Origin of the sequence: Methylomagnum ishizawai (assembly GCF_900155475.1) — a bacterium.
GTDB classification, from domain to species: Bacteria; Pseudomonadota; Gammaproteobacteria; order Methylococcales; family Methylococcaceae; genus Methylomagnum; species Methylomagnum ishizawai_A.
Genome location: NZ_FXAM01000001.1, coordinates 3,455,500 through 3,470,702 on the forward strand (window position 1 = coordinate 3,455,500; position 15,203 = coordinate 3,470,702).

Below are 15,203 nucleotides of genomic sequence, written 5' to 3' on the forward strand. Positions count from 1 at the left end.
GGCGCGGGCACATCCAACCTACTTGCTGATTGACTCTTCCCACGAGCCGCGTGGGAAAGCGGTCGGTCCCGCCGGGGACCGGGATCGTCGGGCTAGGCCGCTTTCTCCGTCGCCGATGCCCCGAAATCTTCCGGGAAATGATTCAACGCGCTCAACACTGGATAAGGCGTCATACCACCCAAAGCGCACAGGGAACCATTCAGCATGGTATCGCAGAGGTCGCGCAGGAGCTTCAGGTTTTTATCCCGTTCGACGCCATGGGTCACTTTATCGATGACTTCGACACCGCGGGTGGAGCCAATACGGCAAGGCGTGCATTTGCCACAAGATTCGACCGCGCAGAATTCCATGCCATAACGTGCCATCTTCGACATATCGACGCTATCGTCGAAAGCGACCACGCCGCCATGGCCCAGCACGGCCCAAAGCGCGGCGAAGGCTTCGTAATCCAGCGGGGTATCGAATTGCGATTCCGGCAGATAAGCCCCCAAGGGCCCGCCGACCTGCACGGCACGGATCGGACGGCCCGTGGCGGAACCCCCGCCGTAGTCATAGAGGATTTCGCGCAAGGTGACGCCAAAGGCTTTTTCCACCAGCCCCGGATGTTTGAGATTACCGGCCAGTTGGATCGGCAAGGTACCCCGCGAACGGCCCATGCCGAAATCGCGGTAATAATCGCCGCCCTTGTCCAGGATGATGGGGATCGAGGCCAGGGAAATCACGTTATTAATGATGGTCGGCTGGCCGAACAAGCCCTTGATGGCCGGCAACGGCGGCTTGAAACGCACCAACCCGCGCTTGCCTTCCAGACTTTCCAGCAGGGAGGTTTCCTCGCCACAGACATAGGCACCGGCTCCCACGCGCACTTCGAGATCGAAGGCCTTGCCGCTGCCCAAAATATCCCGCCCCAGATAACCCGCTTGGTAAGCCGCTTGGATAGCTTCATTCAAGGCGCGGTGGGCATGGGGATATTCGACGCGCAGATAGATATAGCCTTGGGTCGCACCCACCGCCAGCCCGGCGATGGTCATACCCTCGATCAAAACGAAGGGATCGCCTTCCATGATCATGCGGTCGGAGAAGGTGCCGGAATCGCCCTCGTCGGCATTACAGACGATGTATTTTTGCTCGGCGGGCGTATTCAGCACGGTGCGCCATTTGATGCCGGTCGGAAAGGCCGCGCCGCCCCGGCCCCGGAGGCCCGATTGGGTGACTTCATCGACGATGGCGGCGGGTGCCAGGTCCAAGGCTCGCCGCAGTCCGCGATAGCCCTCATGGGCCAGATAATCGTCGAGGCTGACCGGATCGGTGATGCCGACACGGGCGAAGGTCAGCCGTTCCTGCTTCTTGAGGTAGGGGATTGCATCGGTTGGCCCTTGGCACAACGGATGCGGATGGCCTTGCAGGAAGCCAGCCTCGAACAAGCCAGCGACATCGCCTACGTTGACCGGCCCATAGGCTATCCTGCCATCGGGAGTCGCCACCTCGATCAAAGGTTCCAGCCAATACATGCCCCGCGAGCCATTGCGGACCACATTGATAGCGATATTGCGCTGGGCGGCCTCGGCCTGGAGGGCGCTCGCCACCCGTTCGGCTCCCAAGGACAGGGCGCTGGAATCACGCGGGATATAAACAGTCGTGGTCATGCGCCCACCCCCGGATTGGCGATGATTTCGTCGAAGCGCTCGGGGGTGATACGGCCATGCACATCATGATCGACCATGATCGATGGCGAGCAGGCGCAATTCCCCAGGCAATAAACTGGCTCCAGGCTGAAAGCCTGATCGGATGTGGTTTCGTGATAATCGATGCCGAGGCGGGTTTTCACATGGGTTTCCAGGGCATCGGCCCCCATGGATTTGCAGGATTCGGCACGGCACAAGTGAATGGTATGTTTTCCCGGCGGGGTTTGCCGGAAATAATGGTAGAAACTGACGACACCGTGGACCTCGGCGCGGGAGAGATTCAAGCCCTCCGCGATCAACGGGACGCTATCCGGCGGGACGTAACCCAAGGCATCCTGGATACCATGCAGGATCGGCAACAAAGCGCCCGGCTTGTCCTGCAAACCCGCGATGATGGCCCGCACGCTCTCGCGGTCCCATTGTTGTTCAGTCATTCTCTCCTCGCTCGATCAAACTTAAAAGTGCCGATAGGCGCAACGTCAGGCGACATTTCAACGCGGTCGGCTTTGAGAAACTGGCTAGCGCCCCTGTGAATGCGAGAACTTTAAATCCCGCAGTCGCTTTTTGCAATTCTTTACCAAGCATTTTAGTATGTTTTTAAAGCGCCCGCCGGGATGCCGCGAGAGCGTTTTTATCAGGCGTTTCGGTGGTATCGAACACGCCATTCCAGGGCATGGTCATGGGTTCGACAGGACCATCGCATCGGCGATCACGCAAGCGATCCGATGGGTGTTCTGGCTGGCATAGCCGATCAAGGTGGCGGGATAATCGCGGCCCTGCCCCGGTTCGATGGGTTCGGCCAAGATTTTCTTGGCGGCTTCGAGGAAGGCATTGCGCCGGGAGTATTGCGCGCACACCACTTCGATGTCGCCCACCTTGAATTGCCCGGTGTTCTCGATCCGTAGATCGGACAGGATTCCGCTTTCCCTGGGATCGACCTTCCATTTGAAGCTCTTGAGTTTGATCCCGCGTAACACTTCGCGTTTGCCGCGCTCGTCCAGTGGCGGCGGCTCCGGCGCTGTCTCGGGCCCAATCGCCTGGGACATGGGCTGCGTCACGGCAGGGAGAGATGGGGTAGACTCCGGTGCCGCCTCTGCGATGGGCGGTTCGGAAGGCGGGAGGGCAATCGGTGTCTCCAATACCGCCGGGGTTGGCGAAACAGACTGTTTCAGTTCTTGTATCCCGGGCTGGATACGCCCGGCCCCGGCGGAACCGCGCCCGGACGGATAGGTCGGCGCGGAAGAATCCGTTCCGACACTCGGCGATGACTTGTCCTCCCGTCGCGCCCCGGATGGGCGTCCCGGCACGGCAATATCGGTGGCGGACCACCAGATTCCCCCGGCTGCCACGATAAACCCCGCCAAGATCACCCCTGGAAAAATCAGCCGCCGTTTCACTGGGAAACCCGGGGTGGCGGAGGGTTCGACAATCTCCGGTGATTTGTTTCCCAGCGAGGAAGCCCCGGCTGTCGTCCCGGAAAAGGTAGCCTGGATCACGCTCCGGCTAGGCGATGGAATATCAGCGGGCAAAGCGTCGCGGAAAGCCAGATAAATATTCCCCACATGCCGCAAAACCTCCTGGGCAAACGCCTTGTATAGCGTGAGCTTCACCTGTCCATGGATAGGTATTTCTATGAGCTTGAGCACCTCGGCGAAAGCAGTAAACAAATAGGTCGGCCCCCAAGGTGGCCTGGAACCTTCAATACCCCCACCCATTTGTTTCATATAAATCCTGGTGATCGCCAGGATAATGCTGCCATGCTGGGTATCAAATGTCCGCACGGTTCTCGATACAAACTCGCAGATCTGGGTTTCATCTCCCGGTTCATAAACCTCGTTCCCCGGATCGGTTGGCCCGGGCACTCCCCCGCCCTCAAGCCCACCCAAGCAGGATTGGAAAGGCTTCATCAGCTCGCTCTCGAAAGCCTCCGCAAGCCCAGGCGCTCGTACAATCATATCTTGCAGCACATCGGCGAGATGGGCCTTCAACGGCGGCTCAAACCCTTCATCCAAAGCGGTGACATAAATAGCATAAGCTTCGCTCAGCATTTCCTGGAAACGGGTACGTAGCCTTTTGACATAGCTCGCCCTATAAACCTCGATCAATTCCCTTACCAAGGCCGGGTTGGTCGATACTACCGACCCTGTAAATACTGTCGATACCACAGCTTTATCATTCATAAATCTTATACCCCAAGCCCTGCAAGGCATTATCCCGCAATTTTCAGAGGGCGCGAACCCATGCCTTATAATCCTGCCCACCTGTGGCTTTGAATCTACAAGCGTGCTTTGACACGGCCCGCCATAGGGAAACCCTAAACCCAAGCGCCACCAGATTCCCCGCCGCCCCGTAGGCTGGCGCATGGCCCATATGGCGGCAATATGCCTCCAAAGGAATTCCACGATCCAAGGACCGTTCTGCAACGACACCAAGCCCAACCCAGCGTGATCCCTTGAAACCATCCATCCCGTCGTTACCGACCTCATAGGCAATACTTTTCGGCCCGGTTGCGCGCGAGACGATGGCTTGGGTTTCGCTGTTATAATTCGAATCCAACAAGGCGTTCCCACCCATGCCCATCGATAGCCAACCCAGCGCATAACCAGGATAGATGATATTCACCACAATCGAAATGGCAAAACCCTACCGTCCGGCTATCGTACAACCCAAAACCCCGACCTACAAATAACGTGAAAATGCTCTAGTCCGACCTGTATACCCACTCAGAAACACCAAGATGGCCCTCCACCATCCGCATATCCAACCTGGCTTTCATTCAATCGTCCAACCCTGAGCATACCCATTATAAACATGTCTACAGATACCCCGGCCCCACCCAACGACAACCACCAACCCATTGCTCGACGCCGGATACGCAGTTATACCCTGCGGCAAGGCAGGATCACCGAATCCCAACACAAAGCCTTGGAAGACCTATGGCCCATATTCGGGCTGGAAACCGATCAAGCCTTCGATGCCCGCGCCGTTTTCGGCCGGGAAGCACCAACCATCGTCGAAATCGGTTTTGGTAATGGGGAAAGCTTGGCGCGGATGGCAACCGACGCGCCGGACACCCATTTCCTGGGTATCGAGGTGCATCGGCCCGGTATCGGCCATTTATTATTGCGGCTGAGAGAGGCGGGCCTATCCAATGTCCGCGTCTATCGCGGGGATGCCGTCGAATTCCTGGCGAACCGCATCCCCGATGGCGGCTTGAGCGGGATCAACCTGTTCTTCCCCGACCCCTGGCCCAAGGCCCGCCACCACAAGCGCCGTATTCTCAACCCGGAGTTCGCCCGGTTGGTAGCCGACAAGTTGAAAAGTGGCGGGATATTCCATGCCGCGACGGACTGGGAAGATTATGCCCGGCAGATGCTGGAGGTATTAAGGGACTGCACCGGATTGGAGAATACCCAGGCCGACGGCGGTTTCACGCCGCGCCCGGCCCACCGGCCCCCGACCAAATTCGAGGCACGGGGGGAACGTTTGGGACATGGGGTATGGGATTTGGTTTTCGTCCGGCGTTGAAACGGCGAACCTCACTTCGCCGCAGCCTTGGGCGGTCGGTAATCCTCCGCGTTGGCGGAATTCTCCGCCGCCGGGGGCTCCAATTGGAGGACGCGGCGGATCGCCGCCAATTCGGCGTGTTGCTGGCGTAGTTGCGCCAGCGCTTTCGCCAGGGAGGCGATTTCGCCATCCAGCGACGCCCCGGTTTCATTGACCTTGCGTAGGACTTCCAGGCGGCTTTCGATCAGGCGTTTATGATCCTTGATCTGATGCACCAAAGGTACCAAGGCCATGGTGGTCCAACCGATGGCGTCCTTGTGGGCTTGCTCGAACAATTCCCGCGCCCTGGCGATGGTGGTGGTGTAGAGCTTCACCACCACCGTGCTTTGCTCCATCAGGGTCGAGGAAGCACTGCCGCGGAAGGCTTCGCCCTCGTCGAACACCTGCTCCAACTCGGCCTGATATTGCTTGAGCGACAACAAGGGCGGCTTGAGTTCCGCCACCCCGTGTTCCTCCTGGAACTTGGCATAGATGCCCTTCACCAGCTTGCGGGTTTCCTCGCACACCGATACCGCGTTCAACAGCACCACCCGCAGTTCGTCCAGGACCAGTTTCATGGCTGTTTTCATGCCGACCGTGGTCAGGCTCCCGGCCATTTGCTTGCGGGTACGCTTGATGATTTCCTCGACCTTCTCGGGAGCCAGGGAATCGACCAGGAGCTTGGCCTGCACCGCGAACACCCGGCGGCTGGCCTGGAATTGATCCACGCCGACCAAATAGCCGCTTTGTTGATCGCGGGTTTCCGTCATCAACTGGGTCATCTTGGTCTTGTTGTTCACATCGATCTGGCGGAGGTCGTTGATCTGGCGCTCGGCATCGAGGATTTGGGCATCGAGGCTGCCGGTGGACTCCTCGACCAAGTGCCCCACGCCCTGCGCGACCGAAGCCAGCAACAAGCTCTGGCGCTCCTTGACCACGCTGTCCGCCAGATAATCCTCGAAGTTCTTCAGGCGGCTCTTCTCCAAGAGGTTGGCATCGCCCTTGACCTTGGCCAACAACGCCTGTTTGGCCGACATCGGGAAGATCGCCCGGCTCTCCACATCCAAGATTTTCGAGACCGATTCGGTCTGCGAACGGATCGATTTCTCGATGGTTTCCTCGCCCTGCAAATCGCCCCACATGGAGTCGATCTTATTCAGCACCACCGCGAGACCGCCGCGTTTATTGCCCTGCCGGGAACCGCGCACATGGTTGCGCCACATGTCGAGGTCGCTCTTGGTGACGCCGGTATCCGCCGCCAATACGAAGATGACGGCCTGGGCCTTGGGCAGCATTTGCAGGGTGAGTTCGGGCTCGGCTCCCAAGGCGTTGAGGCCGGGGGTATCGAGGATGGTCAAGCCTTCCTTGAGCAGATGATGGGGGAAGCTGATGAGGGCGTGGCGCCAGCACGGCACTTCCACAGTGTCGGGTTCGTCGCCATGGGGAATATGGACATCTTCGGAATAAAGCCCCAGGCGCTTGGCCTCGGCGACGCTGACATGCTTGGTCGCGGCCAATTCCTGGAAGGCTTCCTGCATCTGCACCGGCGAATCGCAATCCAGGTCGATCTGCATCCAACTCCTAGGATGCTGCTTGTACTCGCTCAGTGGAATATCGCTCAGGCGGCTCTCGATGGCCAGCAAGCGGATATAGCTACCGGCCTGGGTGTCGTAGAAAATCTCGGTCGGACACATGGTGGTCCGCCCAGGGGAGGACGGCAGCAGGCGCACCCCGGTATCGGAAAAAAACAAAGCGTTGATGAGTTCTGTTTTGCCCCGCGAAAATTCCGCCGCGAACGCCAGCACGATGCGGTCGCTGCGCAGCCCTTCCAACATGCTTGAAATGGCCTCGTTGACACCATCGCTATTAAGCTGATAGCGGTCCAGCCAAGTTCGATATTGCTCAATCGCGCGGCCCAGTTGCTCGCGCCATTGGCCGTACCCTCGCAGCTTATCTTTAAAATGAATGGTGGTACTCATCATCCGGCTCTCGATCCTATCACCCAGCGAACAGTTGCAACCCAGGGCAAGTCCCAAAAATTGTAGACCAAAACCAAGCTCAGTCCATTTGATCCGGTTTGGGGATTAATCCGGGCAGGCGTTTGGGCGATGCGATCCTGACGCGCTTATCCCGGCTGCTTTCCCCCGCCAGCAACACCACATCGCGTTTGGGAACCGCGAAGGTCTCGGCGAGGAAATCGATGACCCGCTGATTGGCCTTGCCATCCACCGGGGGGGCCGCGATGCGGATTTTCAAACGCTCACCGAAGAAACCGGCGATCTCGCTCTTCGCGGCGCGGGGCTGGACGTGGAGGTCCAGGATCAAATCACCACCCTGCCAAGTGAATCCGCCGCCCATCTCAGCTTAGCGCCATCATCGCATGATGGAGTGGCGGCATGATGAGCATTTTCGCCAACTGTATCCCAATCAGGGGAATCAGCGGGGAGAGATCGATCCCCCCCATCGGCGGCAGCAAACGCCGGGCCGCCCGCAAAGTCGGCTCGGTCAGGCTGTATAACAAGGTGGTCGCGGCATTGTAAGTCCGGGTGCCCAGCCAACTCAAAACCGATCTGATGATGATGGCGAAAAAATACAGGTTGAAGAGTTGATCTAATAATTGCGCGATGGACCACACCAACAAGGCCGGCACCGTCGTTCCAGCCCCTTGCAATAGGAAGGTCAAATACCCGGCCAGCATCTGCAAACCCAGCATCAGCACCAGCGAAGCGGTATCGATCCGCCCCAGCGAGGGGATGAAACGCCTGAGCAACCGCAAAGGCGGATGGGTGATCTTGATGAGGAATTGCGAGACCGGGTTATAGAAATCCGCATCGACCCACTGAAACAGGAACCGTAACATGACCGCGAAGACATACAGGCTGAACAGGGTGTCGATCAGGAAAACAGCGGGCGCGACCCAATACTGCGAAGACATGGCCTAACCCCCCAATTGCCGCGATAGCTCGGCGGCCCGCGCGCTGGCCGCCCGCATGGCCTGCTCGACCAAACCCTGCAAACCACCGGCCTCGAACGCCTGGATGGCCCGCTCCGTGGTCCCGCCGGGGGAGGTTACCCGCTGACGGAGTTCGGCGGGCGGTTCTTCCGATTCGATGGCGATACGGGCGGCTCCCAGGCCGGTCTGCTGGGTCAACAAGCGGGCGGTGGCCTGGTCCAGCCCCAGTGCGATGGCGGCGGACTCCATGGCCTCCATCATCAGGAAAAAATAAGCCGGGCCGCTACCCGACAAGGCGGTGACGGCATCCAGCAAGTCTTCCCGCTCCACCCACACCGCCAAGCCCACCGAGCGCATGATGGCTTCGGCCTGGCTTTTTTGCTCTTCGGTGATGCGGTCATTGCCGTGCAGGGCGGTGGCTCCGGTTTTGACCAGGGCCGGGGTATTGGGCATACAGCGCACCAATGCCACCTTGCCGCCCAACCAGCGTTCGAGCGCGGCTTCGCTGACGCCCGCCGCGATGCTCACCACCAAGGGCTGCCGCTGCTGCACCGTCGCGGCCAATCCGGTGGCGACCGTTTGCAGGGTTTGCGGCTTCACCGCCAGCACGACGACCTGGGCCTGTCCGGCCACCACTTGGTTATCCTGGCTGGTATGCACGCCGAAACGGCTTTCCAAATCCTTGAGCTTCGCCGCGTCCACATCCGAAACCCAGATATTGCCGGGCGCGAAGCCATCCGAAACCAAGCCGCCGATCAGGCTGCCCGCCATGTTCCCGGCACCGATAAAGCCTAAGATTTGTTGCTTCATTGCGTTCTTCTCTGGTACTGATCGCCCGCTATTCTAGCGCAGGCGGGTACGTCCCGGTGAAACCTAAGCCTTGGGAGGACGCGCACCGAACAAAGCCGTGCCGATACGGACCAAGGTGGCCCCTTCCAACACGGCGGCTTCCAAGTCCTCCGACATGCCCATCGACAAGGTATCCAGGCCATACCGGGACAAGCCCTCGAACGCCCGCCGCACCGCCCGGAACGCCGCCCGCTGGGCTTCCACGGCGTCGGTCGGGGCCGGAATCGCCATCAAGCCGCGCAGCCGCAAGCGGGGCAAGGCCGCGACCGCCGCCGCCAACTCGGGTAGTTCTTCGGGGGAAACACCGGATTTACTGGCCTCGCCGCTGACGTTGACCTGGAGGCAGATGTTCAAGGGCGGCATTCCCGCGGGGCGCTGCTCGCTGAGGCGCTGGGCGATCTTGATCCGGTCCACGCCATGCACCCAGGCGAAGCGGGCGGCGATGGGCCGGGTTTTGTTGGATTGCAGGGGGCCGATGAAATGCCAGCCAATATCGAAATGGGCCAGCCGGTCCTGCTTGGCTTCGGCCTCTTGCAGATAATTTTCGCCGAACTCGCGCTGGCCCAGCCCATAGGCGGCGACCAAAGCCTCCGGCGGCTGGGTCTTGCTGACGGCGATCAAGCGCACCGAACCTTCTTCCCGGCCGGCGGCGCGTTCGGCCCGGCGGATGCGTGCCTTCAAGGCTTCCAATCTCTGTGCTAGCGAACTGGTCATGCCCAAGCTTGGGTTTGTCTATAATTGAACGATGCCCAAGGTTATCCGCTAACCCGCTGTTTCACAACCATAACCCGCCCCGGACTCCCCATGGATATCGCCGAACTGCTCGCCTTCTCCGTCAAGAACAATGCCTCCGACCTTCACCTGTCGGCGGGATTGCCCCCCATGATCCGCGTGGACGGCGATATCCGCCGCATCAACGTCCCGGCCTTGGATCACAAGGAAGTCCACGCGCTGGTCTACGACATCATGAACGACAAACAGCGCCGTGATTATGAAGAATTCCTGGAAACCGACTTCTCTTTCGAGTTGCCCGGCGTGGCCCGCTTCCGCGTCAACGCCTTCAACCAGGAGCGCGGTGCCGCCGCCGTGTTCCGTACCATCCCCTCGAAAATCCTGACCCTGGAAGAACTGGGCTGCCCCAAATTCTTCCAGGACGTGACCCGCCATCCGCGCGGCCTGATCGTCGTGACCGGCCCCACCGGCTCGGGCAAGTCCACCACCCTGGCCGCCATGATCGACTACATCAATTCCAACGACTATTCCCACATCCTGACCGTCGAAGACCCCATCGAATTCGTGCATCCCAGCAAGAAATGCCTTATCAACCAACGCGAGGTCCACCGCGATACCCTGGGCTTCAACGAAGCCTTGCGCTCGGCCCTGCGCGAAGACCCCGACGTGATCCTGGTCGGCGAAATGCGCGACCTCGAAACCATCCGTCTGGCCCTGACCGCCGCCGAAACCGGCCACTTGGTCTTCGGCACCCTGCACACCAGTTCCGCCGCCAAAACCATCGACCGTATCATCGACGTGTTCCCCGCCGCCGAGAAAGGCATCGTCCGTTCCATGCTGTCGGAATCGCTGCAAGCCGTCATCACCCAGGCGCTCCTCAAAAAGAACGGCGGTGGCCGTACCGCCGCCTGGGAAATCATGGTCGGCACCCCCGCCATCCGCAACCTGATCCGCGAGGACAAAGTGGCCCAGATGTATTCCACCATCCAAACCAGCCGCAAGGACGGGATGCAAACCCTGGATCAACACCTGCTGGAACTGGTGGAAAAAGGCCTCATCTCGCGCCAGATCGCCCGCACCAAAGCCGTCAACAAAGCCAATTTCTAATCCCCGCCCGGAGGTTCCGCCATGGCCATGGATTTCGATACCCTGCTGATGCTGATGACGCACAAGAAAGCGTCGGACCTCTTCATCACCACCAACAAGGAACCCTGCCTCAAGATCGACGGCCAGCTACAACCGATCTCGAACGCCAAGCTGTCCAAGGACCAAGCCTACCAACTGGTGCTGAGCGTGATGAACCAACGCCAGCGCGACGAGTTCGAGAACACCAAGGAATGCAATTTCGCGATCTCGGCGGAAGGATTGGGCCGGTTCCGGGTCAGCGCCTTCATGCAGCGCGACGCCGCCGGGATGGTGCTGCGCCGGATCGAAACCCATATCCCCACGGTGGAGGATTTGCACCTGCCGCCGGTCCTCAACGAACTGGCGATGACCAAGCGCGGCCTGATCCTGTTCGTGGGCGCGACCGGCACCGGCAAATCCACCTCGCTCGCCGCCCTCATCAAATACCGCAACGAGAATTCCACCGGCCATATCATCACCATCGAAGACCCCCTGGAATTCGTCCATCCCCATGCCGGTTGCATCGTGACCCAGCGCGAGGTGGGCTTGGATACCGAATCCTACGAAGTCGCGCTCAAGAACACCCTCAGGCAAGCCCCCGACGTGATCCTGATCGGCGAAATCCGCACCCGCGAAACCATGCAGCACGCCATCGCCTTCGCCGAAACCGGCCATTTGTGCCTGTCCACCCTGCACGCCAACAACGCCAACCAAGCCCTCGACCGAATTCTGCATTTCTTCCCGGAAGACATGTATTCGCAGTTGTATATGGACTTGTCGATGAACCTCAAGGCCGTCATCGCCCAACAGCTCATCCGCCGCGCCGATGGCAAGGGCCGTTATCCCGCCATCGAAATCCTCATCAACACCCCGCTCGCCTCCGACCATATCCGCAAGGGCGAAATCCACAAGCTCAAGGAACTGATGAAACAATCCCGCCAGCATGGGATGCAGACCTTCGACCAGTGCCTCTACGACCTGTACAAGACCGGCAAGATCACCTACGAGGACGCGCTGAACTCGGCGGACTCCAAGAACGAGGTACGCCTGATGATCAAATTGGGCGAGGAAGGCAGCGTGGACAAATACGCCCCGCGCAGCGACAAGATTTTCATCGTGGACGACGATTGACCCACATCGGGGCCGGGTTCCGTGCCCAAAGCAACCCGGCCCTTTGGGTATAATCCCCGTTTCCCCTGCCTACCCCACTCCCAGCGTATTTCCATGAATTGGTTGATTATTGGCGGGATCGTCCTGGCCGTTTCCGTATTTTTCGCCGTCCGCGCCCTGTCCGGCGGCGGCAAACCCCAGCGGACCGGCTACCAAAGGCGCGATTTCTTGTTTTCCGCCGAAGAGCGGCTGTTCCATGCCAGCCTGAAACAGGCGGTGGGCGGGGATTACGAAGTGTTCGGCCCCATCCGGGTGGGCGATGTGGTGTCGCCGCGCGGCACGCCGCCGCGCCAGGACGGACCGCGGGAATTCGAGGATATCCGGGATGGACGCTTCGCTTTCGTGCTGTGCGACCCGGCCGACCTCGCCATCGCCTGCGCCGTGCGCTTGCGGGAACGCGGCCCGGCGGGCCAGCCCGCCGGTTCCGATCCGCTGAAAACCATCTGCCACGCGGCGGGCCTGCCCCTGGTCGGATTCGAGGCCGGGCCGGTCTACGACGAACATGAAATCCGCGAAACCATCGCCCAGGCCGTGCGCAAGGAACCCCTGTACGTCACCGAGTCCACGGGCCGCAAGGAACCGCGCATCTCCTGTCTCGACAACCTCGATCTCTGAAACCCCATGACGACCCTATACGGACTCCGCAATTGCGATACCTGCCGCAAGGCCCGCGCCTGGCTGGACGGCCAGGGTCTGGCCCACCGCTTCCACGATTTCCGCGGCGACGGCCTGGACCCGGCCTTGCTGCAAAGCTGGGCCGACTCCCTGGGCTGGGAAACCCTGCTCAACCGGCGCGGCACCACTTGGCGCGGCCTCTCCGAAACCGACCGCGCCGATCTCGACGCCGCCAAAGCCCTGCGCCTGATGCTGGTCCATCCCGCCCTCATCAAACGCCCGGTCCTCAGCCATGGCGACACGCTTTTGATCGGCTTCTCTCCCGCCCACTACCTCGAAAACCTATGACCGACACCGTAGCCCTCACCGCCGAATTGATCCGCCTGCCCTCCGTCACGCCCGAAGACGCCGGCTGCATGGACCTCCTCGCCGCCCGACTCGAACCCCACGGCTTCCTCCGCGAGCAACTCGACTTCGGCCAAACCCGCAACCTTTGGCTGCGCCGGGGCACGGCCCGGCCCTTGCTGGTGTTCCTGGGGCATACCGATGTGGTGCCGCCCGGTCCTTTGGGCGATTGGCAATCGCCGCCGTTCGAGCCGGTGTTCCGCGACGGGATGCTATACGGGCGCGGGGCCGCCGATATGAAAAGCGGCGTGGCGGCGATGACCACCGCCCTGGCCCGTTTCGCCGCGCACCACCCGGAACACCGGGGTTCGGTGGCTTTGTTGATGACCAGCGACGAGGAAGGCGCGGCCAACGATGGCGTGGTCAAGGTGATGGAAGCTTTCACGGCGCGGGGCGAGCAGATCGATTGGTGCCTCATCGGCGAACCGTCCAGCTTCGACCGGCTGGGCGATACCATCCGGGTCGGGCGGCGCGGCTCCTTGTGCGGCAACCTGACCGTGTTCGGCATCCAGGGCCATGTGGCCTATCCCGACAAGGCCGACAACCCCATCCACCGCGCCGCGCCCGCCCTGGCCGAACTCTGCGCCGAGGTCTGGGATACCGGCAACGAACTCTTCCCGCCCACCAGTTTCCAGATTTCCAATCTCCACTCGGGCACCGGAGCCGATAACGTCATCCCCGGACGGCTGGAACTCCTGTTCAACTTCCGCTTTTCGACCGCCTCGACCGAAGCCGATCTCAAAGCCAGGACCGAGGCCATTTTGAACCGCCATGGACTCCGCTACCAACTGGCGTGGCGGCTGTCGGGGGAACCGTTCCTGACCACCCGCACCGAACTGGTCGAAGCCGTGCAAACGGCGCTGGAAAGCGTGGTGGGATACCGGGCGCGACCCGACACCGGCGGCGGCACTTCGGATGGCCGCTTCGTGGCGCCTACGGGAGCGCAGGTGGTGGAACTCGGCCCGCTGAACGGTAGCATCCACAAGATCAACGAACATGTGCCGGTGGCCGATATCGAAACCCTGTCGGCGGTCTACGAGCGGATCATGGTGGAATTGCTGACCTAGGATGGGTTGCGACCCACCGGATTCCGCCCCCAACCCCATCCCGGAGAATCCAAAATGCACGCGACGGCAACCCCCTTGCTCGATGCCGAATGGCTCGCCGCCCACCTCGACGATCCCGACCTGGTGGTGCTGGACGCCAGCTTCTTCCTGCCCAACCAAGGCCGCGACGCCCATCGGGAATATCTCGCCGCCCACCTGCCCGGCGCGGGCTTTTTCGATATCGACGCCATCGCCGACCACGCCTCGTCCCTGCCCCATATGCTGCCCACGCCGGACTGCTTCGCCCAGGCGGCCGGGACGTTGGGGATCGGCCCGGACACCCTGGTCGTGGCCTACGACCACAACAGTTTCATGGCCTCGGCGCGGGTGTGGTGGACCTTCCGGGTGTTCGGGCATGACCGGGTCCGGGTACTGGATGGCGGCTTGACCCGCTGGCGGGCATTGGGCTTGCCCCTGGCTGCCGGGCTGGTGACGGCCCCACCACGGGAATTCACCGCGAGTTTCCATCCCGGTTGGGTGCGCGGCCTGGAGGAAATGCGCGGCTTGCTCGGCGACCCCACCGCGCAAATCCTCGACGCCCGCTCCCCCGGACGCTTCGCCGGCACCGAGCCGGAACCCAGGGCGGGCTTGCGCTCCGGCCACATCCCCGGCAGCCGCAACCTGTTCTTCAAGCGCCTGATCGACGCGGCCACGGGTTGCCTCAAACCTTCGGACGAACTGGAACGGGAATTCCGCGATGCCGGGATAGACCCGCTGAGGCCGGTAGTCGCGACCTGCGGCACGGGCGTCACGGCCTCGGTACTGGCCTTGGGGCTTTACTGCCTGGGGAACGGTGATGCGGCGGTGTACGACGGTTCCTGGATCGAATGGGGCGGGCGGGACGATACGCCGGTCGGCACAAACTGACGCCATAACGACCGGGGGCGCGATACCAGACAGCGCCCCGGACCTTCCCACCATATCCCAGCCACTCCGCCACGCCCTCCACAAACGCATCATTCCAGGGCGGACCCTGCCGTTCCGCGATACGCCTGCTCCACTAGCGCCCGGCTTCGC

The 15,203-nt window shown here is 61.2% G+C and carries 16 protein-coding genes; 7 read left to right on the top strand and 9 right to left on the bottom strand.

What is annotated here, in order from left to right:
• Positions 1-92: 92 nt before the first annotated feature.
• From B9N93_RS15415 to B9N93_RS24835, 4 genes are all read right to left on the bottom strand, one after another.
• Positions 93-1,646: a formate dehydrogenase beta subunit gene (locus B9N93_RS15415; RefSeq protein ID WP_085215156.1), complete on the bottom strand. Its 1,554-nt coding sequence runs from the start codon at positions 1,644-1,646 to the stop codon at positions 93-95.
• Positions 1,643-2,119 carry a formate dehydrogenase subunit gamma gene (locus tag B9N93_RS15420; RefSeq protein WP_085215157.1) on the bottom strand — a complete coding sequence of 159 codons (477 nt, stop codon included), beginning with the start codon at positions 2,117-2,119 and terminating at the stop codon, positions 1,643-1,645. Before B9N93_RS15420 ends, B9N93_RS15415 begins: the two co-directional genes overlap by 4 nt.
• A 243-nt stretch (positions 2,120-2,362) precedes the next feature.
• A complete protein-coding gene (locus B9N93_RS24830; protein WP_125469016.1) occupies positions 2,363-3,865 on the bottom strand; it encodes a hypothetical protein in 1,503 nt (500 codons plus the stop codon).
• Positions 3,866-3,908: 43 nt separating this feature from the next.
• Positions 3,909-4,307: a hypothetical protein gene (locus B9N93_RS24835; RefSeq protein ID WP_125469017.1), complete on the bottom strand. Its 399-nt coding sequence runs from the start codon at positions 4,305-4,307 to the stop codon at positions 3,909-3,911.
• 189 nt (positions 4,308-4,496) lie between these two features.
• On the opposite strand from B9N93_RS24835, the gene trmB reads away from it, so the two are divergent.
• Complete coding sequence (gene trmB / locus B9N93_RS15435; RefSeq protein ID WP_085215160.1) at positions 4,497-5,213, top strand: tRNA (guanosine(46)-N7)-methyltransferase TrmB; 717 nt, start codon at positions 4,497-4,499, stop codon at positions 5,211-5,213.
• Positions 5,214-5,224: 11 nt separating this feature from the next.
• Here the strand turns inward: trmB and B9N93_RS15440 are convergent, their stop codons facing one another.
• The 5 genes from B9N93_RS15440 to B9N93_RS15460 all read right to left on the bottom strand — a co-directional run bounded on the left by B9N93_RS15440 (position 5,225) and on the right by B9N93_RS15460 (position 9,747).
• On the bottom strand, positions 5,225-7,213 hold the full coding sequence (locus B9N93_RS15440; RefSeq protein ID WP_254899403.1) for a dynamin family protein: 1,989 nt from the start codon (positions 7,211-7,213) through the stop codon (positions 5,225-5,227).
• Positions 7,214-7,289: 76 nt separating this feature from the next.
• The gene (locus B9N93_RS15445) at positions 7,290-7,589 is read right to left on the bottom strand and encodes a DUF167 family protein (protein ID WP_085215161.1); all 300 of its coding nucleotides are present in this window, start codon (positions 7,587-7,589) and stop codon (positions 7,290-7,292) included.
• Between the two features lies 1 nt (position 7,590).
• Positions 7,591-8,166, bottom strand: a complete 576-nt coding sequence (locus B9N93_RS15450) for a YggT family protein (protein WP_085215162.1) — start codon at positions 8,164-8,166, stop codon at positions 7,591-7,593.
• A 3-nt stretch (positions 8,167-8,169) separates the two neighbouring features.
• Positions 8,170-8,994 (bottom strand): pyrroline-5-carboxylate reductase, encoded by an 825-nt coding sequence (gene proC / locus B9N93_RS15455; RefSeq protein WP_085215163.1) that lies wholly within the window; start codon positions 8,992-8,994, stop codon positions 8,170-8,172.
• Positions 8,995-9,057: 63 nt separating this feature from the next.
• On the bottom strand, positions 9,058-9,747 hold the full coding sequence (locus B9N93_RS15460) for a YggS family pyridoxal phosphate-dependent enzyme (protein ID WP_085215164.1): 690 nt from the start codon (positions 9,745-9,747) through the stop codon (positions 9,058-9,060).
• Between the two features lie 90 nt (positions 9,748-9,837).
• Here B9N93_RS15460 and B9N93_RS15465 point away from each other — a divergent pair, with 90 nt between their 5' ends.
• The 6 genes from B9N93_RS15465 (at position 9,838) to sseA (ending at position 15,053) form a co-directional block, all read left to right on the top strand.
• Positions 9,838-10,872, top strand: a complete 1,035-nt coding sequence (locus B9N93_RS15465; RefSeq protein WP_085215165.1) for a type IV pilus twitching motility protein PilT — start codon at positions 9,838-9,840, stop codon at positions 10,870-10,872.
• Between the two features lie 27 nt (positions 10,873-10,899).
• Complete coding sequence (locus tag B9N93_RS15470; protein ID WP_085216294.1) at positions 10,900-12,021, top strand: PilT/PilU family type 4a pilus ATPase; 1,122 nt, start codon at positions 10,900-10,902, stop codon at positions 12,019-12,021.
• Positions 12,022-12,114: 93 nt separating this feature from the next.
• Positions 12,115-12,675 carry a DUF2726 domain-containing protein gene (locus tag B9N93_RS15475; RefSeq protein WP_085215166.1) on the top strand — a complete coding sequence of 187 codons (561 nt, stop codon included), beginning with the start codon at positions 12,115-12,117 and terminating at the stop codon, positions 12,673-12,675.
• 6 nt (positions 12,676-12,681) lie between these two features.
• Positions 12,682-13,023, top strand: a complete 342-nt coding sequence (locus tag B9N93_RS15480) for an ArsC family reductase (RefSeq protein WP_085215167.1) — start codon at positions 12,682-12,684, stop codon at positions 13,021-13,023.
• Positions 13,020-14,147, top strand: a complete 1,128-nt coding sequence (dapE, locus tag B9N93_RS15485; protein ID WP_085215168.1) for a succinyl-diaminopimelate desuccinylase — start codon at positions 13,020-13,022, stop codon at positions 14,145-14,147. Before B9N93_RS15480 ends, dapE begins: the two co-directional genes overlap by 4 nt.
• Positions 14,148-14,201: 54 nt before the next feature.
• On the top strand, positions 14,202-15,053 hold the full coding sequence (sseA, locus tag B9N93_RS15490) for a 3-mercaptopyruvate sulfurtransferase (RefSeq protein ID WP_085215169.1): 852 nt from the start codon (positions 14,202-14,204) through the stop codon (positions 15,051-15,053).
• The last annotated feature ends 150 nt before the right edge of the window (positions 15,054-15,203 follow it).